General features: G+C 54.8%; 23 protein-coding genes and 1 pseudogene. 13 read left to right on the forward strand and 11 right to left on the reverse strand.

Annotated elements, in window-relative coordinates:
- Positions 1 to 420 precede the first annotated feature (420 nt).
- On the forward strand, positions 421 to 780 hold the full coding sequence (locus tag ABWV33_RS19520; protein WP_353333161.1) for a CHAP domain-containing protein: 360 nt from the start codon (positions 421 to 423) through the stop codon (positions 778 to 780).
- A 314-nt stretch (positions 781 to 1,094) separates the two neighbouring features.
- Here the strand turns inward: ABWV33_RS19520 and gntH are convergent, their stop codons facing one another.
- The 3 genes from gntH to ABWV33_RS19535 form a co-directional block, all read right to left on the reverse strand.
- Complete coding sequence (gntH, locus tag ABWV33_RS19525) at positions 1,095 to 2,534, reverse strand: guanitoxin biosynthesis MBL fold metallo-hydrolase GntH (RefSeq protein ID WP_353333163.1); 1,440 nt, start codon at positions 2,532 to 2,534, stop codon at positions 1,095 to 1,097.
- A 63-nt stretch (positions 2,535 to 2,597) separates the two neighbouring features.
- Positions 2,598 to 3,287 carry a DUF3299 domain-containing protein gene (locus tag ABWV33_RS19530; protein ID WP_353333165.1) on the reverse strand — a complete coding sequence of 230 codons (690 nt, stop codon included), beginning with the start codon at positions 3,285 to 3,287 and terminating at the stop codon, positions 2,598 to 2,600.
- The gene (locus ABWV33_RS19535) at positions 3,284 to 3,517 is read right to left on the reverse strand and encodes a hypothetical protein (RefSeq protein ID WP_181824529.1); all 234 of its coding nucleotides are present in this window, start codon (positions 3,515 to 3,517) and stop codon (positions 3,284 to 3,286) included. Before ABWV33_RS19535 ends, ABWV33_RS19530 begins: the two co-directional genes overlap by 4 nt.
- Positions 3,518 to 3,689: 172 nt before the next feature.
- On the opposite strand from ABWV33_RS19535, the gene ABWV33_RS19540 reads away from it, so the two are divergent.
- Positions 3,690 to 4,949 carry a tetratricopeptide repeat protein gene (locus tag ABWV33_RS19540; RefSeq protein ID WP_353333167.1) on the forward strand — a complete coding sequence of 420 codons (1,260 nt, stop codon included), beginning with the start codon at positions 3,690 to 3,692 and terminating at the stop codon, positions 4,947 to 4,949.
- 215 nt (positions 4,950 to 5,164) lie between these two features.
- Here the strand turns inward: ABWV33_RS19540 and ABWV33_RS19545 are convergent, their stop codons facing one another.
- Positions 5,165 to 5,506 carry an Lrp/AsnC ligand binding domain-containing protein gene (locus tag ABWV33_RS19545; RefSeq protein ID WP_502930926.1) on the reverse strand — a complete coding sequence of 114 codons (342 nt, stop codon included), beginning with the start codon at positions 5,504 to 5,506 and terminating at the stop codon, positions 5,165 to 5,167.
- Positions 5,507 to 5,551: 45 nt separating this feature from the next.
- Between ABWV33_RS19545 and ABWV33_RS19550 the strand changes: the two genes are divergently transcribed.
- The 6 genes and pseudogenes from ABWV33_RS19550 (at position 5,552) to ABWV33_RS19575 (ending at position 8,978) form a co-directional block, all read left to right on the forward strand.
- A complete protein-coding gene (locus ABWV33_RS19550) occupies positions 5,552 to 6,226 on the forward strand; it encodes a Glu/Leu/Phe/Val dehydrogenase dimerization domain-containing protein (protein WP_353333342.1) in 675 nt (224 codons plus the stop codon).
- Positions 6,227 to 6,464: 238 nt separating this feature from the next.
- Entirely contained in the window at positions 6,465 to 6,689 is a 225-nt protein-coding gene (locus ABWV33_RS19555; protein WP_353333171.1) for an acyl-CoA dehydrogenase family protein, read from the forward strand.
- 23 nt (positions 6,690 to 6,712) lie between these two features.
- Positions 6,713 to 7,294: an acyl-CoA dehydrogenase family protein gene (locus tag ABWV33_RS19560; protein WP_353333173.1), complete on the forward strand. Its 582-nt coding sequence runs from the start codon at positions 6,713 to 6,715 to the stop codon at positions 7,292 to 7,294.
- Between the two features lie 80 nt (positions 7,295 to 7,374).
- Positions 7,375 to 7,509 (forward strand): annotated as a pseudogene (locus ABWV33_RS19565) (hypothetical protein); the annotation flags it as partial.
- Between the two features lie 8 nt (positions 7,510 to 7,517).
- Positions 7,518 to 7,751 (forward strand): DUF1330 domain-containing protein, encoded by a 234-nt coding sequence (locus ABWV33_RS19570; RefSeq protein WP_353333344.1) that lies wholly within the window; start codon positions 7,518 to 7,520, stop codon positions 7,749 to 7,751.
- Between the two features lie 249 nt (positions 7,752 to 8,000).
- Positions 8,001 to 8,978, forward strand: a complete 978-nt coding sequence (locus ABWV33_RS19575) for a quinone oxidoreductase family protein (protein WP_353333175.1) — start codon at positions 8,001 to 8,003, stop codon at positions 8,976 to 8,978.
- Positions 8,979 to 9,491: 513 nt separating this feature from the next.
- Here the strand turns inward: ABWV33_RS19575 and ABWV33_RS19580 are convergent.
- Complete coding sequence (locus ABWV33_RS19580; protein WP_113822858.1) at positions 9,492 to 9,941, reverse strand: Lrp/AsnC family transcriptional regulator; 450 nt, start codon at positions 9,939 to 9,941, stop codon at positions 9,492 to 9,494.
- A 172-nt stretch (positions 9,942 to 10,113) separates the two neighbouring features.
- On the opposite strand from ABWV33_RS19580, the gene ABWV33_RS19585 reads away from it, so the two are divergent.
- Positions 10,114 to 10,551, forward strand: coding sequence for a universal stress protein (locus tag ABWV33_RS19585; protein ID WP_353333177.1), 438 nt, complete (start codon positions 10,114 to 10,116; stop codon positions 10,549 to 10,551).
- Between the two features lie 9 nt (positions 10,552 to 10,560).
- Positions 10,561 to 12,102 (forward strand): alanine/glycine:cation symporter family protein, encoded by a 1,542-nt coding sequence (locus tag ABWV33_RS19590; protein WP_353333179.1) that lies wholly within the window; start codon positions 10,561 to 10,563, stop codon positions 12,100 to 12,102.
- A gap of 531 nt (positions 12,103 to 12,633) precedes the next feature.
- On the opposite strand, the gene ABWV33_RS19595 is transcribed toward ABWV33_RS19590, so the two are convergent.
- The 6 genes from ABWV33_RS19595 to ABWV33_RS19620 form a co-directional block, all read right to left on the reverse strand.
- Entirely contained in the window at positions 12,634 to 14,271 is a 1,638-nt protein-coding gene (locus ABWV33_RS19595) for a class I adenylate-forming enzyme family protein (RefSeq protein ID WP_353333181.1), read from the reverse strand.
- The gene (locus ABWV33_RS19600; protein WP_353333183.1) at positions 14,268 to 15,050 is read right to left on the reverse strand and encodes an enoyl-CoA hydratase/isomerase family protein; all 783 of its coding nucleotides are present in this window, start codon (positions 15,048 to 15,050) and stop codon (positions 14,268 to 14,270) included. Before ABWV33_RS19600 ends, ABWV33_RS19595 begins: the two co-directional genes overlap by 4 nt.
- A 23-nt stretch (positions 15,051 to 15,073) precedes the next feature.
- On the reverse strand, positions 15,074 to 15,862 hold the full coding sequence (locus ABWV33_RS19605) for an ABC transporter permease (RefSeq protein WP_353333185.1): 789 nt from the start codon (positions 15,860 to 15,862) through the stop codon (positions 15,074 to 15,076).
- Positions 15,862 to 16,683: an ABC transporter permease gene (locus tag ABWV33_RS19610; protein WP_121997432.1), complete on the reverse strand. Its 822-nt coding sequence runs from the start codon at positions 16,681 to 16,683 to the stop codon at positions 15,862 to 15,864. Before ABWV33_RS19610 ends, ABWV33_RS19605 begins: the two co-directional genes overlap by 1 nt.
- A gap of 64 nt (positions 16,684 to 16,747) precedes the next feature.
- Positions 16,748 to 17,800 carry an ABC transporter substrate-binding protein gene (locus ABWV33_RS19615; protein WP_353333187.1) on the reverse strand — a complete coding sequence of 351 codons (1,053 nt, stop codon included), beginning with the start codon at positions 17,798 to 17,800 and terminating at the stop codon, positions 16,748 to 16,750.
- Positions 17,801 to 17,827: 27 nt separating this feature from the next.
- Positions 17,828 to 18,886, reverse strand: coding sequence for an ABC transporter ATP-binding protein (locus tag ABWV33_RS19620; RefSeq protein WP_353333189.1), 1,059 nt, complete (start codon positions 18,884 to 18,886; stop codon positions 17,828 to 17,830).
- Positions 18,887 to 18,961: 75 nt separating this feature from the next.
- On the opposite strand from ABWV33_RS19620, the gene ABWV33_RS19625 reads away from it, so the two are divergent.
- The 3 genes from ABWV33_RS19625 to ABWV33_RS19635 all read left to right on the forward strand — a co-directional run bounded on the left by ABWV33_RS19625 (position 18,962) and on the right by ABWV33_RS19635 (position 21,387).
- On the forward strand, positions 18,962 to 19,675 hold the full coding sequence (locus tag ABWV33_RS19625; RefSeq protein WP_353333191.1) for a TetR/AcrR family transcriptional regulator: 714 nt from the start codon (positions 18,962 to 18,964) through the stop codon (positions 19,673 to 19,675).
- A 325-nt stretch (positions 19,676 to 20,000) separates the two neighbouring features.
- A complete protein-coding gene (locus ABWV33_RS19630; protein WP_353333193.1) occupies positions 20,001 to 20,237 on the forward strand; it encodes a hypothetical protein in 237 nt (78 codons plus the stop codon).
- 94 nt (positions 20,238 to 20,331) lie between these two features.
- Positions 20,332 to 21,387 (forward strand): hypothetical protein, encoded by a 1,056-nt coding sequence (locus ABWV33_RS19635; protein WP_353333195.1) that lies wholly within the window; start codon positions 20,332 to 20,334, stop codon positions 21,385 to 21,387.
- Positions 21,388 to 21,998 lie beyond the last annotated feature (611 nt).

Below are 21,998 nucleotides of genomic sequence, written 5' to 3' on the forward strand. Positions count from 1 at the left end.
GAAACGCTTAAACGTCTATCTGCTTTGCGCTCATTGAAGACCCTTTGGTCAAACGCAGCGTGGGGCACTCAGGTCGGATACACACCGTTTGCCTAAGCCTTGAGACCAAATGCGGCACGGGTAACTGGCAAAATCTTGCCGGGGAATAGCAGACCTCTTTTCTTTCCCGATTGGATCACCCTAAAATTCCGCGATTCTTCGAACAGGCCGTGAAAACTCTTGCTAAACAAAGCCCGCAATACGACGACGATGTCGCCGCGCCTATCCGGCGCCGCCCGAACAGCGGTTGCGTTGGGGCTTTTGAGTCTTTTCTCTGCCTGCGCTCAAAACACGACTTATGCGAAACTCGATCCGGCACGTCAGTCGATGGCGTTGCTAGAGGTCTCGCAAAAGCAAGCCCGTGGACAAAGGGTGTGGTGCGTGCCTTACGCACGAAACCTCAGCGGCGTTGAAATTCGCGGCAACGCCAAGACCTGGTGGGGTAAGGCGCACAATACCTATGAACGGGGCACTGAACCGGATGTCGGCGCAGTGATGTCGTTTCGCGCGACCAATGGGATGCCACTGGGCCATGTTGCGGTCGTGTCCGACATTGTGACTGACCGGGAAATCATCGTGAACCACGCCAACTGGCATCGCAACAAAGTGTCGTTGAAAATGGGCGTGAAAGACGTGTCCAAACACAATGACTGGACGCTAGTCCGTGTCGAAAGCCTTCCAGGGCAGTATGGCAAATTCTATCCAGTGAACGGGTTCATTTATCCGAATGTTGACGGATAGCCTAACCTAAATTTCTTTCGCGACCACGGCGATCCAGAGGAATTCGCCACAGTCACAAAACGCCTGCACTCGCTTTCCGCGCTGGGTGACGGAACGGCTGCCGTTAGTGCTCTGATCAGCCTCACCGGTTGACCGGGTCCCGCTTATAACGGACTTGTTTAAACAAAATAAAGAGCGGGAAGCGCACTTTATCTATGGTCTGAAGCAATGGCTGCTCAGTAGAAACTGTGCAGGCAATTGAGCGTCGGATAAAAAGCGGGCGGCACCCCTGTTAAGTGCCGCCTTCAGTGTTAGAATATGAAGTTGTTCGCTCCTTAGAACTTGCCCATATCCTTCAACACTGCGCGGTTCTTTTCACGATGACGCCAAGCGGCACCCATGCTGCTTTTCAAGTTTTCAGGCAGCATTTCCATGGGTACAACGAGATCCCCATCAACGGGCCAGTGTTCAAGCAATTCCGGTTTGTAGCCTTCTGGGTAGTATAGATCCGGATCCAATTCACTTTCACGGATGAACGGTTCTTGAATGTCTTCACGGGCATGAGGCGGTGCTGGGACAACCAACTGCTCATTTGTAAAGTCAAACTGTGGCGCGCGCACGTTGGGGAATTCCGGGAGAATGCCTTCACGCACCCAGATCTGGTCTTTCGTTACGTTGACAACTATCCCGTCTGGCGCGCCAAAGTGGAACGGGCCTTTCCAGTGCTCTCGGATTTCGGCGACCGACTCTTCCAGCAAGTATTTGTCATAGCTCATGTGTGTGGTCATGAAGATACGTGGTTGGATCAAGTTGGCAATATAGCCGGCCGCGTAGGTTGGCGTGTGGTGTGTGTCGATCGTGTAGCGGGCAAGGAAAGGCGGTACACCCTGTACACCGGAGTTGATTTCAACCACTTCCTGTTGTTGCTCGGTGATGTAGACGTCACAGCCTTTGGCATATTCAACATCCAGCAAATTCGGACGGCCGTCGCCGGTCCAGACGAAACACAAGTCATTCCAATCGAGACGATAGGCGGTGGCACCGTCTTTGGCGTGGCTGCGCTGCCAATGACGCACGGTGACGCCATTTTCGTCGTAGATGATCCCACCGTTGTCGCGGAAATCAAATTCATTGACTTCGATGTCCCAACCAACACCTGCCGGAAAAACGCTAAAGGCATCTCGGTGCCAAGCCGTCATCATCTTCATACCTTCGACCATCGCCGCGGTGCCAAACTCGGGCGTACGGCCTGATGGGCCGTGAATACGCAATGGCTCATGCCAGCCGCCGCTCCACGTGCGGAACATCCATACATATGGCAATGCGCCAAAGTGATCGACGTGAAGGTGAGTGATAAAGATGTTTGTCATCTCATTGAGCGCAACACGAGCGGCTTGGTAGTTCGCTACAGAGCCTTCGCCGATGTCAAAGATGAAATTGTCGCCGTTGCCCAATTCAACAAAAACAGATGTATTGGCCTGACCGGGGCGGAGAATAGGCGCGGTCCCCATAAAGGTGATCCGCATTTCCTCGGGCTGCACCTCCTCAGAGCCGGGGAACCAGTTCGCGGCGCTTGTCAGCCATGGCTGTGGGGATATCCCCTCAAACATCAACCCTTCTTTCCATCGTCCATTTGGCACGCCGCCAGTTAGAGCTTTCTGGATATCCTCTTGTGACGATGGTTCTCCCAACTCTGGGGCTTGTTGCGCGTTGGCCCAGCCAGACAAGCTTAGCGAAGCGAGTGCCGCTACGCTCAATGCTCTGATATTTATCATCTTTTCCTCCTGTTCGGATTTTTCGGAATGAGATCTCTATGGATTCGCAAGGGTTTTCGCGCCTTACCTATGTTGCTCAATACCTTTGGCCTTCATGCTGTAGGTGGTCTCGAGGCTAAGCTGGCCGTCAGATAAGGTTACAAGCTCAACCTGTTTTTCGGCCTGCAGTTCACCGATGATCCAAACCGGATCATAAAGCCCGCGAATTTGATATCCGTCGGGGTAGCGGACGTGAATCATCTGGTTGGCATCAGGTGGGGGAGTATGGATGCAAGCGCCAACGGTTGGCACCAACAAGAACTCGACAGCCAGTGTGCCTTTCATTTCAAGTGGAATGATATATCCAGGCACCCGCACAATCTGTGCTATGACTTCGGGGTTAGGAGCACTCGCTTGGCGTGTGTGCTCCTGCATCAATCGCTCCCGTTGCTTAAACAACCAATCGGGATCCAATCCATCAGCTTTGAGCCGCGCGCGAATTTCGACCGCTTGCGATTTCGTGAATTCGCTTGTGGTGCTATTTTGACTTGCCTCAAGGCGGTACAGTTTTGCCAAATCATTGGTTTGGCGAAATTCTAAGCTTTCGAAGGGGTTCTGTACTTTCTGTACCCGAGGCACCAAGTCATCCCAGTTCAGATTGCGCGCCTCTGTGGCACCTGCGTGCGCAGCGGTTGACAAAACTAGCCAAGCTGCAAACCAGAGCCGTATGATCACCCTGTGGCGTCCCAATTCCGCCAGAAGAACCCGTATCATGTATTGCCCCCTGATTTAGATTGACGCGAGATCAGCCTTTCAAGTTCAGCTGCGACTTCCTTTCGGATACGGCTCCACTCGGCCTTTTCATCCAAGCGCATAGTGCCGTCCTTTTCTTTGGCGCAGGCTAATTCATAATCCTCCAATGCTTCGAGAATGGCCTTGTTTTCAGGCGCACGCGCTCGAACTATCGACGCTAATAGTGGCAAATCTGCTTCGAGTTTGGACATTGACTCTGCACCGATGAACAATACGATTGGATCACCGATAGGATTTGTTAGCTTTGAAATTTCAACAAGTAAGTCACAGTGAGTTTGGAGTGAGTTGGCCGTGAGCCACGTCCAAATACCTCTTGCAAATCAGACGTTTGATGCAAATCAGCGCGAGGCGATTGCAGCAGAGTTGGATCGTGTTGTTTCGAGCAAGGTGTTTTTAGCCTCCCCCCGTTTGCAAGAGTTTTTGACCTACGTTGTAAGCGAAGCCAGCGCCGGAAGAGGCGGCGGCATTCGGGGCAAATCCGTTGCTGTTGATGTTTATCATCGCAAGCTTAAGGGGGATGCAGGTATAAACTTGGTGCGGGTTGAAGCGCGCAGGTTACGGCGTTTGCTCACAGAGTACTACGACACCGAAGGAAGCAGTGATGCCGTACACATCGCGGTAGACCCTGGCGGATACTGTCCCAGGTTCGAGTTTGCAGACACCCTTGATCAACCGCCTAAATCTACGGAAGAACCGGCACGGCCGCTGCGCTGGCCGAGACTTACAGCAGTTTTGGCTGTGCCTTTAGTTGGTTTGGTAGCACTTTTCGCTTTCTTACAGATGCAGCCAAACCTAGAATTGCCTTTTCCAGCAAAGAATGAGGGTCCCGCGCGCGAGGCTCTAAGAGAGCATTCCATTCTATCCCTGCAAGCTGCGAATATCTCAGACCAAGCTCAAGGTATGTTGTTTCCAGTTTTTGACTTGAAGCGGCAAGCCTTAGCGCTCGGTATGTTTCGGCATGCAATTGAACTGGATGACGCTCTTTCAAGCGGCCATGCTGGTGCCGCGCAAACGTTGACAGTTATGGGCATGTTTTCTCCTGACCAAGATGCGGCTGAAACGTTCCTTCTTGACGCTCAAGCAGCGGCTGATAGAGCGCTCCAAATTGCGCCCACTGATGCGTGGGCTAACGGTTCTAAAGCATTTGCTCTAGCGGCCACCCACGAATATGCCCATGCCCTGAAGTATGCCCATATCGCGTTTGACTTGGCCCCAAATGATGGCCACGTGCTCGACCTTGTTGGTATGACGGCCATTGTCGCAGACGATGCTGAACTTGCGGCGCTAGCGAGCGATCCAACGCGCTTACGCGAAGGCACTGGGCGATTTGGCTCTCGAAACATTTGGGGGGTATCACAACTAATGCTGGGCAACTATCCGGAAACGGTAGAGGCCTTTAAAGGCGCGGCTGCATCAGGGGCGCCTGTAAGCCCGCCTTCATTGCTATTACAGGCAGTTGCCTTTGATCAAATGACAGATGACCGTAAAGCTCAAGCGTTGATGCTCGAGTTGCGTGAGACCTGGCCTGACTTCCCTGCCCTATCCGTTGTTGATGCCATGTTTCGCGAGGGCTCGCATGCGAAACGGGTCGTATTAATGACGCTTGAGAAGTTTCCTCATTGAGGGCGGCTCTGGTGCATGGAAAAAACTTTGCGAGAGCCACATAGAGCAGCCATCAGTTTTGAACAAAAGCGGACCAAAAACTTGCGGCTGTCCAGCGGCCAGTATGCGGCGTGATCCCCATGCAAGCCAAAGACTAAGTTTTGACCTTGCAAGGCCTCTCCATGTGCATAGCTACGCTTCAAGCGGTTCTCGTAGTCAAATTCAACGGATCCAGCTCACGTCCAAGTTTTTATCAGCCCAGAGTAATCCTTGCCTACCGAAACATCGGACGAGAAGCTGACATTCGTTGCGCACCCCTTCACCACCCGCTTTGTTTTTCCGGTCGACTTGACGGTTTCCAAAATGAGCATTGTTGTCTCAGACGCGCAAGGAATGGTTTTCAGCTTGGTCAGAACGAAGTCCTTAAGGGCTTCGACATCTGTCGCGCTGAACTGCAGGATGTAGCCTAGGTTCCTAGCCACCAATAGGCATTCAGTAAGGTCAGGTAAATTTCGAATGGCCGTCAGGAATTCTTCGATATCCAAAGGGCCTTGGCGCGACAACTGAACACTGACCAGAACGCTGACCTCTTAAGGGGATCATTGCGGTGCACTCGACCGCTCTTGGCCCCGCGGCTGGCGGCTGGCGGCTGGCGGCTGGCGGCTGGCGGCTGCAGAATGCATCCCTATGCCTCGACGGACGAGGCGCTAACGGATGTGTTGTGCCTGTCCAAAGGGATGAGCTTCAAGAACTCGATAGCGGGACTACCATTGGGCGGCGGCAAATCGGTGATCAACGCGGACCCATCGCGCGCGAACAAACCTGATCTATTGCGCGCCTTCTCGCGACATGTTCAGGATCTCGGTGGGCGCTATTGGGCTGCGTCCGCTGCGAACCACGCGCTCGGGCGCAATGATCTATCAGGTGGGCGCGTCACCGTTCAGGGGCTCGGACAAACAGGTGGCGATCTGTGTCGGCAGCTACACGAAGTTGGTACCAAACTGATCGTTGCCGATGTGAACGAGATGGCCGTACGCGGCATGCTCGAACGTTGCGGCGCAACGCCTGTCGCGCCTGATGCCATTCATGCGCAGGATGTCAACAGTATCGCGCCAAGTACCATGAGCGACGGGATCAACGATTTCACCTTACCTGACATCAAAGCCCGCGCGATCTGTGGTCTGGCGAACAACCAACTTGCCGAACTGCGCCACAGGGCAGCGCTGCAAGAGCGCTGCATCACCTATGTGCCTGACTATGTTCTCAACGCGGGCGCGATGATCTGGCCTCGACGGTGATTATTGATACGCCATCGCGCGACGCATCAACCCGACACATCCTGAGGCTCTAATATACGATCCTGACTATCCTTGACCGCGCAGATGAGGCTGGGCGGCCAAGTTCAAAGATCGCCGACAAAATAGTGCTTCAGCGGATGTTTGACGCGTCATCGCGATGACCCCAAAAAGGTAGAAATGCCATGACCCAACTGCTCTCCCCCTCGTATCTGATCCGTTGACAGGCTTCGATGCAGACTTGCGCAACAGGGCCAGTGCCTTTGCGCGCTGCTACATCTTTGAGAATGCCGAGCAATGGGAACGCGACCGTAGCTATCCTCATGAGGTGGTAAAGCTGGCCTCGAAAGGGTTTGGCGGATTTCTTGTCTCAAACGAGCTAGGGGGAAATGGCGGAACTGCCACTGATTTCCTAATGATGGTCGAGGAGTTTGCCAAAGCGGGTATCGGCTGCTTCCAGACCTGATTTCTGAAGAGAAGATCGGCGCGGTGGCTGATGTCTTGGCGGTCTTTGCCATGAGCGATGAGGGCCAAGGCGCCAAGAGCATGGGTTGCTTTGCCATCGACCCGGCTGCTGAAGGCGTCTCTCAGGGCGCGCCCTATGGAATGATTTCTGGTCATGTTGCCCAAGTCTACGATGTTAAGTTTGACCAAGTTGCGCTCTCTGTACAGGCGATAATGTTTTATGCGGGCACTGGCTTTGCTTCCGCTATGGGCGCGCTTGAAACCGCCTTGACCTATGCCAGTCAGCGAAAGATGTTCGGCGCGGACACGCTGAACCAACAAGGCAAACAGTGGGCCTTAGCCGATCATCTGACCCAGTTGGAACCCAGCCGTGCGTTGATGTTCCAAACGGCGCGTCTATTTGAGGCAAATCAACCAGCCACACTCGCGGCGGCACACGCCAAGAAATTCGCCAATACCGCCGCGAATGCAGGTCTGTCTTGGGCGATGCGCGCCATGGGGTCCGAAGGCAAGCGGCTGGAAATTGACCAGTTTAGAAGGCACATGCTGCACGTCATGCGTGATGGTCAGACAAAGCCGCCGCCAAGGCCTTTTTGCCGACCCTGATTATCTGAAAGTGGCCGTGCTGCGCAGAGCCGAGCCTACAATGGAACTTCTGATTGTGTAGAATGGCATCAATTATACCAATGCACCGGCACTTGACTTCAAGGCCTAAAACAGAAACCCACATACCCGCATATATCGTGTCACTGATGACAATCACCTACCCTGAAACCTACAAGCAATACACCAGCCGCACCCCACCGATTATTAAGAAATACGGTGGCAAATTTCGACCCTTGGAGAAGAGGTCACCTGCGTCGAGGGACAGGACTATGAAAGTCGCATGGTCATCCTCGAGTTTCCAAGTAAGGCGGGCCTCGAAGCATGGTTTACCGACCCCGACTATCAGGACGCGATGACATTTCGCCATACGGCCTCGACGATGAACTACCTGTTATTGCAAGAAGGTGCGGCAAATACCAATGACCCAGATCCAAAGCTTAAGATATGTTTGAACTGAACACTTCGGCCAAGTTGACCTGCGCATATGACGGCGTCTCGCGCCTCGTCACAGATGCGGCGCGTTTTGGGTTTGCCTTGCGCGAAATGAACGTTCAAACGTAACAAGATGGCCCGGCACGCGCGGACCTGGTCCTGGCCTCCAGCACCGCAATTCACGGCAATATGATCGCTAACCGCTTCGGTCGCCATCCCGGCATCATCGCGGTTGAGGTGAAAAAAAGACAAACAAAACAGGAGGTCGAAGGACATGTCCAAGGCCATCGTGATAAAAAACTATGGTGACTCAGACGTCATGTGCATCGAAGACATTGATGTGCCATCGCCCGGAAAAGAGGAGGTACGCGTCAGGCAAACGTCCATTGGCGTGAATTTTCACGACGTCTACGTGAGGTCTGGCCTCTACAAGACACTCCCGCTCCCAGGGGTCCTTGGCTGTGAGGCAGCAGGTGTCGTTGAGGAACTCGGCGCAGACGTAGAGGGGCTCAAGGTCGGCGACCGTGTGGCCTATGTTACCGGCCCGCCCTACGGAGCTTATGCGTCACACCGCCTTCTACCCGCGCACACCGCAGTGCCTTTGCCAGATGGAATTGATGATGATTTGGCCGCCGCCACACTGTTGCGTGCGCTGACCGTGGAGATGCTGACCAATCGTGTGCATAGGTTGGATGCCGGCATGACGATCCTCGTGCATGCCGCAGCTGGTGGTGTTGGTCGGCTGATGTGCCAATGGGCGTCTCATCTAGGCGTCACAGTTTTGGGCACCGTTGGGTCTCCCGAGAAGGGAGAAATAGCCAAAGCGTCCGGCTGCACCCACCCGATCCTGTATCGTGAAACAGCGTTTGAGGACGAGGTGTTGCGCCTGACAGATGGGCGTGGTGTGGACGTGGTTTACGATTCCATCGGAGCGGATACCTTTTCCGGCTCGCTCACAACGCTTGCCTCTTGTGGTCATTTGGTGAATTTTGGGCAATCCTCCGGTCCTGTTGCACCCTTGGCCATGACCACACTGGCCGAAAAGTCCCTGACAGTTACACGACCTATCCTGTTTCACTACCTTGCAGATCCACCACAATATCGCGCGATGGCGGAAGCGGTGTTCAGGAGCTTTGAACTGGGAATTCTTCATTCCGAAAGCCCCCAGACGGTCCCATTAGCTGATGCCCGGAAAGCCCACGACATGCTGGAAAGTCGCAAAGCAATGGGTGGACTGGTTTTGAAGCCTTAACCGATTTGGTAAACTTTCCAACGGTGCCGGTGGAAATATCCTAGCTCAACGCCGGCTTTGGGCCGTTTGCTTTCTTCAAGAGTTTCGGGGGAGAGCTAAGTTTCACTATCCATGAATGATAGCGACACGCAAAACAGCCTTGGAAATTGTGGTTCAAAGTTATGCTCAATCCTACAGCCTGTGTGGCACCAGGAATACAGATCAGCAGCCTGCAGATAGCACCTCTCGCATCGCTCAAAGATATGGGCGGCCGGTAGAAAAAGCTGCACTTAAATGCATTTGGGCCGCACTTGGGACGCTGCGGTTCAGCTTGCCTTAACCAGCCTTTCGGCCGGATGGCCTGGGGCGTTTAAAACTCGCTGCAATCATATTTACGCATCATTTTGGCTGCAACTTTGACGGTTTCTCGGATATGTAACCGGCCCGAAACAGCCCCCTTTCAGAGTATTTATTGCGCCCGCTCCAATCGGATGCATAAAAACCAAAACTCACAATTGGTCCACGCGGCGCGAATTAATTTTTGACAACTTCCATCACTGCAAAGGAATTCGTTTGAAGGATGCCGGGTAGCTTGTTGATGTTATCTCCCAGAACTTCCCGAAAGTGGCGCATATCTCTTGTTCGGACCATCAACAGATAATCGAAAGCCCCTGCAAGCATGAGGCAACTTTCGACCTCGGGGATTGCATGGACCGCCTTGTTGAACGCATCAAGTGAGTTATCCCCACCTGTTGCCGTGAGTGAAACCTGCACAACAGTTAGGTGGCTCAGCCCAAGCTTGTCCAAATCCAACGTTGCCCGATACCCCGTTATGTAACCGGACCGTTCCAACCTTTTGACCCGTTCTGAACAGGGTGTGTTGGTTAAATTCACCCTTTGAGCAAGCTCAACAATAGACAGTCGTCCGTCCGATTCGAGCTCTGCCAGGATTTTGGAATCTATGCTGTCAATTTCCCTGTTCATCAGTGATTTTTCCTGAATTTGCGCCAGTATATGGGGATTATTTCAGCTTATACCCTGCTTTCATCACCAATTTCTAGTGATAATCACTTATTCTTAAACTTGTTACCATCGCCTTTCATCTGATTTGAAAACGGTGGCGACCTAAAAGAAAAACCAACACGGAGCCTGACCAATGACAGTTAAAATAGCAGTTGGACTGGATGGCACGGATACCGGTGAACGCGCACTAACCTTCGCTCGAGACCTCGCGTCTCGTATCGAAAATTGCGAGTTGATCGTAACCTATGTCGTCGAATGGTCCCCCTTCACTTTCCAAACCGCGGAAGAGAACGAAAAACGCCATAAAAGGCGTGAAGAAGAGATCAAAATTGCGACAACGCGGGTTGTGACCCCCGCCGTCCATACCTTGCAAGATGCCGGTATCAAGGCAACGGGCGTGGTGCAGCATGGCGATGTTGCAGAGACGCTGAACCGGATCGCAACCCAGCATGGCGCCTCTCAGATCATAGTGGGCCGCGTTTCGAATGACGGATTCACAAAACGCATTTTCGGCAGCTCAACACAGAACTTGGTCATGCATGCAGACGTGCCCGTCACGGTTGTTGGATAGAGGTCAATCATGAAATATTTTAGAACACTTACCTCGGCATTTATCGCCAGCATCGCTGCACCCGCCGCGTTCGCCCAAGGCATAGACGAACAAGTCAATCAGGCCTTTGCAACAGTGACAGGGCCGTTTGTTGGCTTTATTTTCGCCCCCATTCCAGGGACCAGCTTCCCTTGGATCGTCATGTGGCTGGTCATTGCCGCGACGGTTTTTACGATCTACTTTGGTGCCGTCCAGTTTCGGTTTTTTAGCCATGCTATTCGGCTGGTAAAAGGTGACTACTCCGATCCAAATGATGCAGGCGAAGTCAGTCACTTCCAAGCTCTCGCAACAGCACTGTCTGGTACAGTGGGCCTTGGTAACATCGCTGGTGTCGCGGTTGCCGTAGGCATTGGCGGACCCGGTGCAACCTTTTGGATGATCCTGGCGGGTTTGCTTGGGATGGCATCCAAATTCACCGAGTGTACGCTTGGTGTTAAATATCGAAACGAATACGAAGACGGCACCGTGTCTGGTGGCCCGATGTACTATATCTCAAAGGGTTTCAACGAACTTGGTTTACCCGGTGGGAAAATTCTCGCTGTGTTGTTCTCGATCTTTTGTATTCTGGGGGCTCTAGGCGGCGGCAATATGTTCCAAGCCAACCAAGCCCACGCGCAGATTTCCGGAATTGTTGGCGATTATCCGGGTTGGATCACTGGCCTGATTTTCGCTGGCGTGGTTTTTGCCGTGATTGTAGGTGGCATCAAATCCATCGCCAATGTGACGGAAAAAGTCGTGCCGTTCATGGGTATCTTGTATGTTGGCGCCGCGCTAATCATCCTGATCGCCAATTATGACATGATCGGTTGGGCGTTCGGCCAAATCTTTGCTGGTGCCTTTACCGGTTTGGGTGTTGCGGGTGGTATGGTCGGGGCCTTGATCCAAGGTTTCAAACGGGCGGCGTTCTCGAACGAAGCAGGCGTTGGGTCGGCTGCGATTGCGCACTCCGCCGTGAAGACCAAAGAGCCGATCACCGAAGGTTTTGTGTCTTTGCTTGAACCTCTGATCGATACGGTTGTCATTTGTACAATGACGGCCTTGGTCATCGTGATTTCCCAGCAATTGGTTATCGATGAAGCAACCGGCGTTTATATGCTGAACGAAGCGGGTTCGGCGATCGCAACCGTAGATGGCAACACAGGTGTTGCTCTCACATCGGCGGCCTTTGGGTCCACAATCAGCTGGTTCCCGTTTGTGCTGGCCATCGCTGTGGTGCTGTTTGCCTTCTCTACCATGATCTCTTGGAGCTACTATGGCCTAAAAGCCTGGACCTACCTCTTTGGCGAGGGGAAAATGGTTGAGCTGGTTTTCAAAGTTATTTTCTGCATCTTTATTGTGATTGGCGCATCTGCTTCGCTGGGACCGGTCATCGATTTCTCTGATGCAGCAATCTTTGCTATGGCCGTGGTGAACATTCTGGCTCTGTACTTCCTGATGAAGCTGGTTCGGGTAGAGCTTAACAGCTACTCAGAGCGGCTGGAAAAGGGTGAGATTAAGAAGTTCGGTCACTAATTGAAAAATCCCCGGCGCATTTAGGTGCCCCGGGGAACCCGTTTAGAGATTGAGCACTGCAATGGCTTTTCGGCAAAACTGCATTTCGCAAATGACCCTATTTGGAGCCATAAGCGCTGACATCAGACACCGTTGAAAACAGGCCATTGTTTTCAAACGCGCCGGAATTCGATCAGCGCTGGCTGAATCGTCTGTTAGGCCACCATTGCCCCGTGATCTCTGACTTTGACGGAGCAGTATGGGCCGCATTTTCAAGTGAAGGCTGCATGGTGCCAGGGCATCTTCACTGAGTCTATTGCAACATGCAAAACCGGCCCACCTTGCACCGTGCTGGCGCGGATGCCGCCAATTTAATGTACGCTTGGAGAGACGGGATCGGGAAGTGAGCGAAAAACGCAAAATTATCAAGGGAGACCCGCCTCATCGACACGTAGCGACTACCCGGGTACGGCCCAAACCGGACCTTCACAAAGACATTGTAAAATGTCCGGTTTGAAATTGTGGGGGCTATCGAAATCGCGGTATCAAGAATCATCTGCCTATCAGATTTCTCGCTTTCGTTGCCTCAACCGATTTCATACTTTCGCAATCAAACACGCTCCCGGTCAGGTGTGTCACAGATAGCTGCTTCTTTGCGATCTTGTTGGTCGCGGTTCGGGGAAACTCCTCGACAAAGGCGAAATATCGAGGTCGTTTGAAAGCAGCCAGCCTCGTGCTGTGGTCCAATAGTCGCTCGGCTGTGAAGTCATCTTCACCAAACCCGTCTGCCAGCTTTAGGACCACCATTACCTCTTCCCGCCTCATCTCATCAGGAACAGAAATCGCCGCCGCTTCGGCAATTTCAGTGGCTTCGCGCATGGCAGCTTCGATCTCAGTCGCCGAGATGTTCTCACCCGCGCGTTTTATCATTTCTTTCAGGCGCCCGACGATGCGATGGTAACCATCGGCATCCTTGACGAACAAGTCGCCCGAGCGGAACCAGTCGCCATCGAAATTATCAGCATTGGCATCAGGCCTTTTGTAATAGCCCAACATGATCCCTCGGCCGCGGATTTGTAGCTCACCCGGCTCTCCGGGTGCACATTCCGCGCCGTTCTCATCTACAACACGGGTTTCACGATAGGGGGCGGCCACACCGCAGGTGTTCTGCTCCAGCTTCTCCCCACTTGCCTCGGGGCAGATGATCGCGGGGCCGACTTCCGTCATGCCAAAACTGTCGCGCGCCACCAGGGTGAAGCGGGCCTCGGCCTCGGCCCGGGCAGAAGGGCGCCAGCCAAATGCGTGCACGAATTTCAAGGGTATCTTGGCATCTTCGGTGGTCGGGGGAACCGCCTTCAGGATCGGTTCCGGCAGGACACAGTAATGAGCGTCTTGTTCATGCATCCAGCCAAGGAACTTCGTAAGGCTCATCTTAGAGGCGATAATCGCAGTGCCTCCGGTCGCCATGGCGGACAGGAATGACCATTGCCCGTCCATGTAGAAAAACGGGGCCCAGAAGAACAGGCGCGTGTTGCCGTAGTGATTGTGCACCTGGGCAATCGAGTGGCTGAGCACGAGCCAATAGTCCTGGGCCAACATGCAGCCCTTGGGGAAGCCGGTGGTGCCTGACGTGTATTGCAGATTGGCAAGGTCGGTCGCTGTGACCGGGTAGCCGGGGTCGAATTTGACCAGTTCGCCGCCTTTTTCCAGGCCACCCAATTCGCCGCTCAGGACGACAATCGGATCGCTCAGCAGGTCGGGGCAGGCTTTCATTTCCCGGAAGGCTTCCTGGAACTGGTCCCCGATAATCAACGCCTGTGCGTCAGACTGGTTGAGGATGAAATCAAGCTCCTTGCCGCGATAAGCGGTGTTCACCGGCACGATCACCGCGCCGATCTTCATGATCGCAAACCAGATCAGCACCGAGGCCGGGCCGTTGGGCAGCATCACCGCGATATGCGCACCTTTGCGGTAGCCGCGCTTCAGCAGGTTGGCGGCCACTCGGTTCGACCGTTGGTGCAGCGCGCGATAACTGAGCTGCACACCATCCTGGAAATAGTCGATGGCAATCGCATCGCCGTATTTTTCTGCCTGAGTTGCGCAGAAGGTGGGCAGGTTCTCAGGAAAGCCGGTCGCATCCAACGCAGTAGCCAGACTCTCCACTTCAATCTGTCCGGGATGTGTCATCATTCCGCCGCATCCTGATCGGCCAGAGGTGGCTGGGTTGGCTGTACTGAGCGTGCCAGACGGTACATGTGGCCGGCCATGGCCATGCTGTCAGAACGGCTCATGTCAAAGCCACGCTGATAGCTTTCCATCTCGACCCGAATACCCAAGGGAGGATGCGAAGCGATGCGTTCGGCAGCCGCCTGCGTTTTTTCCATCAGCTTGTCGGGGGCAACCACATCATTCACTAGGAACAGTCTCTGGGCTTTTTCAGCGTCTATCTTCTCGCCCAGAAGCAGCAATTCCATTGCGGCGACATGCGGGATCATCTTACCCAGCGACAAGGCTGCGCCGGCTCCACCCATCCCATAGGCGATTTCGGGCATTCCAAAAACTGCGGTGGTCGCGGCATAGCGAATGTCGGTGAGCAGGTTGAAATAGATGAAACCCTGCCCGAAACAGTATCCGTTCGCGGCACCCACGATGGGCTTGTAGCGTTGCATGGTCATGACCTCATGCTCCCACCCTGGATATTCCTCGGTGTCGAAGGACCGTGACGGGGTCAGATGACGTTCGACAACCTCTTCGCGGGTGCGGTCGGGGCGTTTCGATTTGATGTCGTCTCCGGCGCTGAACGACCGGTCCCCGGCGCCCGTCAGGATACCGCAGTAAACATCTCGGTCTGCGTTGAATTCCTGCAAGATCTCAAACATCTGCTTGTGCATCGCAGGGGTGAAGACATTCACCGGCGGGTTGTCGATTGTGATCGTGGCGATATGGCCGGATTTTTCGTATCTCAGCATGTCGGGTCTCCGGTCTTATGCGGTCAGGCCGCATTTTTCTTTTCTGCGCGGCGGCGCAGCAGTTCGGTGCTTGACATGGCGACGGTGGTCACCAGCACGAAGAACACGCTGACGGCAGCAATGGTCGGGTTGATTTCAAAGCGCAGGTCATTCCAGATGCGCATTGGCAGGGTTTCGGCGCTCGACATCAGGAAGAGCGAGATGATCAGCTCGTCAAAGCTGACGAAGAAAGCAAAGATACCGGCCGACAGGATTGCCGGCGTCAACGGCGGCAGAGTGGCCGTTAGAAACGCGCGCGCCGGACCGGCCCCCATGATCCTCGCCGCGCGTTCCAGCGTCGGGTCGATCTGGCGATAGGCCGAACCGACCATCAACACCACGAATGGCAGGCCAATCGCCGCATGGGCGCAGACCAGGGTGAATTCTTTGTCGCTGACACCAAGGCGAATGGCGAAGATGAACACACCCAGCGCGACGATGATGTTGGGCACGATGGCGGGGGCCACAAAGATGGCGGTCAGGAAGCCGCTTGTCTTGGTGCGGCGACGGCCAAGTCCGACAACCGAAAGCGTACCCACAAAGGTGGCGAGGATGCTGGCCCCCAGCGCCACGCGCAGCGAACGGAATGTTGCCGACATCCACACCGGATCGGAGAAATAAGCGCGATACCAGCGCAGGCCGAATTCTTCCGGGGGAAAGCTCAGAAAGCGCCCGTTCGAGAAGGAGATTGGAACCACGATCAGGATCGGGAAGAACAGGAAGAGAACGACCAGCAAGTAGAAGACCGGCAAGAGGAAATTTCTGTCACGCATCAGTGGGCCTCCTCATGGTGGTGCACCAGCTTGGCCGAGGCACCGCGCACAAGTGTCAGGATCAAAAGGGTAGCGGCCAGAAGCACGATGGCCAGGGCGGCGGCAAAGCCCCAATTGGTCTGGCTGACCTGTCCGCTGATGACGTTGGCCATCATCGTGTCCTTGCGTCCGCCTATCAGTGCGGGGACGATAAAGAATCCCATCGACAGGATGAACACGATCAGCGTGCCGGTGATTGCGCCCTCGGCGGAAAGGGGCAGGAACACTTCACGGAAAGCTTTGCGTGGGCTGGCGCCCATGATCCGGGCCGCGCGCAGCAGCGATTGGTCGATCTCGGTCATGGATGAAAAACAGGTCACGATCAGGATCGGTAACATGATCTGCACCATGCCCACATAGACCGCACCGGTGGTGAATAGCATTTGAATGGGTGTGTCGATGATGCCAAGTGCTATCAGCGTCTGGTTGATGATGCCTTCCTTGCCCAGCACCACCATCCAGGCATAGGTCCGCGCCAGGATCGACATCCACATCGGCACCAGCACCAGGAACATCAGGAACGGGCGGCGTGCAGTGGGCTGGCGGACGATGAAATAGGCGATCGGATAGCCGATCAGCAGACAGGCCAAGGCGACCACCGCCGACACCTGAAGCGTGTTCCAGAAAATCCGCATATAGGCGCCGCGGGTGGCAAAGCGGGTGAAATGCTCGATCGTGAAAGCCGGATCGAACAGCCCCTGCTGAAACACGATCCCAACGGGGATCAGGAACAGTATGAGGATCAGCGCAATGCCGGGCAGTAATGTTAGCCGTTTGCTCATCGGTCAGCTCCGAAAGGAAAGAGCGGGCCACCGTGGAGTGGTGGTGACCCAAGAGAGAGGTGGATTATTCTAGGATCCAGTCTTCCCAGCGTTCTTTCAGGGGCCCCAGGTTCTTGCCCCAGAAAAGGGCATTGGTGACGAACTGATCGCCCACATTGTTGGGGTGGGTCGGCATCATTGTGCCTTTTTCAGCCGGGATATGGTCATAAAGACCCTTCACCATGCCCGGGTAGGGCACCATTGAGGCGAACTGGGCGGCGCGTTCGGGGCTGGTCATCATGAAGCTGATGTATTTCTGGCCGGCTTCAACGTTCTCGGAGCCCTTCACGATGGCCACGTAGGACGCCTTGATGCCACCGCCATTCCAGTTGATCGTTACCGGCACACCTTCGGCTGCCAGCTTGGTGATGCGGCCGTTCCACGCAGAAGTATAGGCAACTTCGCCATCTGACAGCATCTGTACCGGCTGCGCCCCAGCGGTCCACCAGACAGCGATATGCGGCTTGATCTCGTCCAACTTGGCAAAGGCACGGTCCTGGCCTTCTTCGGTGGCCAGAACGGTATAGACATCCGCCGGGGCCACGCCATCGGCGATCAGAGCAAATTCAAGATTGTCGATCGGTTGGTTCTGCAAGGCGCGGCCACCGGGAAAGCCTTCTACATTCCAGAAATCTGCCCAGGAGGTCATCTGCTTGCCCTCGGGCAATTTGTCAGTGCGCACGGCCATGACGGTCGAGAAGGTCGCCGCGATCCCGGCATCCGCCAGTTTGGCGTCATCCGGCAGCGCGTTGTTCGGGTCCATAACCGACCAATCCAACGGGGCCAGCCAGCCCGAAAGCGACGCGGTGGCGTATTCGATCGGGTTAAGCTCGGTCACGTCCCAGGTGACCTTACCCGCGACCTGCATGGCCTTCAGCGCCGAAGCACGGTCAGAGGTGGCCAACGCATTCACGGCAATTCCGGTCTCGGCAGTGAACGGGTCGTCAAACACGCCTTTCATCACCTGGGCCAGGCCACCGCCCGACCCTGCATAGGTCAGGGTGCCTTCAGCAAAGGCAGCACTTGCCGCCATGGTCGCGCCCAGCGTGAACGCAGTGAGGGTCTTGGTGAGTTTCATGGTTCTCTCCCGTTGAACTCCGAAAAATCAGTCCGCCGCCAGAGGAGCGGCATCTGCTGGATCGAAAGCCAGCCTGATGGTTTCGCCTGCATGCGGCAGGCGGTCATGCCCCGAGCGTTGGCTGCGCACGTCCAGCACCCGGCCAGAGGCCAGGCGCACTGTTTGCGCGACAACGGGGCCAAAAAAGGTCTCGTCCTCCACGACCCCTTCGAAAACGGATTTGTCAGCCGGTGCATCGCCAAGGACCACGCGGATACGTTCCGGGCGCAGACTGATTGCAACGGCGTTTGCGTCGACCACGGGGATGGTGATCCCCATATCCGGCACATCGGCCTGCCCGTTTTGCACAGTTGCCAGATCAAACATGTTTGACTGGCCAATAAAGTCGGCGACGAACCGGGTGCGCGGACGGTCATAAAGCGCCTCGGGTGCATCGATCTGTACAATCTTGCCGCCTTCCAGGATAGCAATCCGGTCGGACATGGTCAGCGCTTCGGTCTGGTCATGTGTCACGAACAGAACCGTGGTGCCGATCTCGCGGTGGATACGGCGGATTTCGTCTTGCAGTTCTTCACGCAACTTCAGGTCCAGCGCCGAAAGACATTCATCCATCAACAGCACCGGCGGCTCGAACACCACAGCCCGCGCCAGAGCGACACGCTGGCGCTGACCTCCCGAGAGGGCCGCCGGCTTGCGCGCGGCGAATTCGCCCAGACGTACCATCTCCAGCGCGGCTTTCACCCGGCGTTCGATTTTAACCCGGGGCACCTTACGCATCTTGAGCGGGAAGGCGACATTCTCAGCCACCGATTTGTGGGGAAACAGTGCAAAGTTCTGAAACACCATGCCGACGTTGCGGTTTTCAGGCGCCACGCCTGTCATCGGACGACCGTCTATGTAGACCTCGCCCGATGTGGCGTCGGAAAACCCAGCCAAGATGTTGAGTGCGGTAGACTTGCCCGAGCCCGATGCCCCCAGCAAGGTCACGAACTCACCCGGTGCAATGTCGAGATTGAAATCAGAAAGCGCAATGGCGGTACCGAAGGACTTGGTGACTTTTTCGAAGTGAATGCGTGATCCTTGCATAGGTGATCCATTTTTGAACACTGTGTCTAATTTTCTAAGGTTGACCAAAATTGGACAGTATGTCAATAAAATTTCATGCAGATCAATCATACCGTTTCGCTACAAGAAAAAGTGCCACCTCCTGAGGGGTTTAGCGTTGCCGAGATTTTGGAGGAACGCGCCCACGCAATGCAAAGCCGCCGGAAAAGAGTGCGCACCCGCGCAGCCTTGCTGGCGGTCGCCGCCCGTGAAATCGAAATAGTCGGCTACGATTCTCTGACCGTTGATCACCTGGTCAGCTCCGCTGGAATGGTGCGTGGCACCTTCTATCTCTACTTTCACAGTCGATCAGACATCATCAAGGCGGTGCTGCGCAAATACTGGGCCCTGATGCGCATCCACCGGCCGCGCGGCGGTGGCCTTGGCCTGCGCGAGTCGATACACAGGGCCAATACCTACTCGGTGATGCTCGCTGCCCGTAATCCCCGTCTTCTGGAAGCCCGAGAGATATTGTTGCGCGAAGACGCCGACGTTGTTTCTCGCATGGCGTCGGTAAACCGTATCTGGTCCGAGCGAATTGTGCGGGACCTGGAGCGCCGCGGTTTGACAACGTCTGAAGACGCCGACCATGCATTCGTGCGCCTGAAGGCGCGTGCGGTGATCAATATGTCCGACACGCTGCTATCTGACGTGAACAGATTGTCGGGCTGGGACGAGAGCGACGGCCCCATCGATCTGAATCTGGTCATCCGTGTCATGGATGATCTGTGGCATCGCTCTCTCTATCTTCCAGAAGCCTGCCAAACTTGATTTGCTCCGCATAAAGCGGGCTTTGACGCAGCGCCTAGCGAATGTCCGGCCCCGCCCATACTCACGAGTGCTGCGCCTGCTACTTCCTTTAATCTGGGGCTTGCCGCGTCTCATTCTTCCCCAAACGTTCACGTCGGAGTGCAAAATTATGCCCGAACCTACACCCGGGAAGCAAGTGAAGTCGCTGGCAAATTAAGAAAAAGAACTTCTCGGCCCAGGATGGGTCAAAGATTGGCTGTAGTGCAGTTTCAAACTTAGCTACCAAAGCAGTTTTTGCGGTGCATCAGACGGACCCACCTCCTGTGCAGAACAACAGGAGATCAAAATGATCCAAGAGACAGAACCCGCTTTCACCGGCGCTGCCAATGTCACCCAACTTGGCAAATGGCTTGAAATGTCGCGCAACCGCGTGGAAGATTTTGCGGAGGCTGATATCGAGCCAATGACCTACAACCTGATGACGCTTGCCGAGGCAGCTGTCGAACTCGGATCCTCCGCTCAGGATTTGAACAAAGATCGAAGAAGGCGCGATCACCGTTCCTCCAATGTATGTCTTCGGTGAACGCAGTCGCCAATTCCTCCCACATCAATTCCTTAGGTTTTCACGGAATCCTCGCGGTCACTACGATCGCAACGATTTCCTGCCCGGCTTTTTCATGAGCGGTGACGAGCTGACTCAGGCAGCCGAGCAGCAATCGGATGCACTCAAGGAAAAATTCAAAGCGGGCAACTTCATAGAACCGGCCCACGTCATCCTCGAGGGCGGCAACAAAATTTACATCTGGGCTCATGCGAAGACGCTCTTCAAGAGGTTGAAAGCTCTGGAAGAAGCAGTTTCGGGAGCCGAACCCCCAGCATTTAGCGGAGGCATTCTTGGCCAGGTTTCCCGCTCAGCTGCTTCGGGAAGCCACCCTTCGCGCCACATGGGAAGAGCTGGAACGTTTTGCGCGCCTCACGGGCACCTACCCAGAAGGTCTTATGTCGGCACTGAAAAGACGTTGGCAACACTACGAGACGAAGAACTGACGGTGACCCAGCTGAAATACGACAGAATGCACGGGCTTGGCAGCCCCGCTGACATCATCCGCGAGGCGATTGCACTGCTGGACAAGACGGTAAACTCCGGTAGGCCCGGAAAGCGTCACATTTTGCGCAATCGCGCTACCGCTCTCGGCTTGCCGGCGATACTGCCCTTGCGCCGGGACTGGCATCGCATCGTGTTTGGAAAAACGCAGTTCTGGGATCGTGGGCGCTATCGGTTTCGCAACTTCAAGCCTGGGAAAACGGCATTGCTCGACGGGCGCAGGACATTTCCAGCGTCGATCCACCCCAGGATGTCGTGCTTCATTGATGCACTCCTGCTGCAGGACAACGATCCGAAGTACCTCGAGGCCCTCCGGCAGAAAGCAGAACAAGAGCAAAGACCTCTTTTAGTCCATCCCAACGGTATGCCAGCGGCAAAATCCTATGTCAGCCGCGTCTGGGCAAATACCGCCGGCACCGGTGCGACGATATCAAGAACAATGATGCATGATCATTTTGGCGCGAAACGCGAAGAGGGCCTGACGAAGGCCATGATCCTCTGTGATCAGTATTCGCCGAACACGCCGGATCATTACAAAGGCGTCAGCGTTCATCAGCGGGTGTTCAACGCGACGCAAAATGATCTTCTCCAGGAATTCGAAGACCCGATGTCAACAAATTGGACATAAGGGGAATATCACGCATCGAATGACTTTGTTTTCAGCGCAGTCCTCTGGGTGAGACCGCGCTAAAAACAAAGCCACCCGAAACCAGAAAAGGAACATCCAAGCAACGCTCCGATCCCCCTCTTGAGCTGCCCGAAGTGGTACGCAAACAATGGAGTAATCGCTATGCATACAACACCAATCTCGCCTGCAATCCGGGCTCTTTTTCTCTTTCTTTCCCAGAACTATGAGGGCCTGCAAAATGCCGCCCTGGTACTCGGTGGCGTGATGGCGCTGAGACGTGTCCAACATCTGCTCGACCATCTCAGCTCAACCCATGACCTGACTCGGTTGAAGGTTCAGGCGAAACAGAAGCGTGGGCACTGGATTTGGTCGCTACCACCGACATGATCCAGACTGCCACAATGCCACTTTTCCATATATCGCCCTGGCGTTCTGAAACGTTTATCACGATGCCACGGTTCAATGTGACATTGTGGCGTTGTGGCATCCTGACATTGCTGGCAGTGGCAGGTAATCGGCTCAGGACCCAAAAACTTGGAAATCAGTATGAGTGCTTGTCTGCGGGATTGGCGCGGCGCGTTAAAAAAAACACCTCCCCCATCCCCCTGTGG

It is taken from the genome of Phaeobacter sp. NW0010-22, from assembly GCF_040365955.1.
Classification (GTDB): domain Bacteria; phylum Pseudomonadota; class Alphaproteobacteria; order Rhodobacterales; family Rhodobacteraceae; genus OMPR01.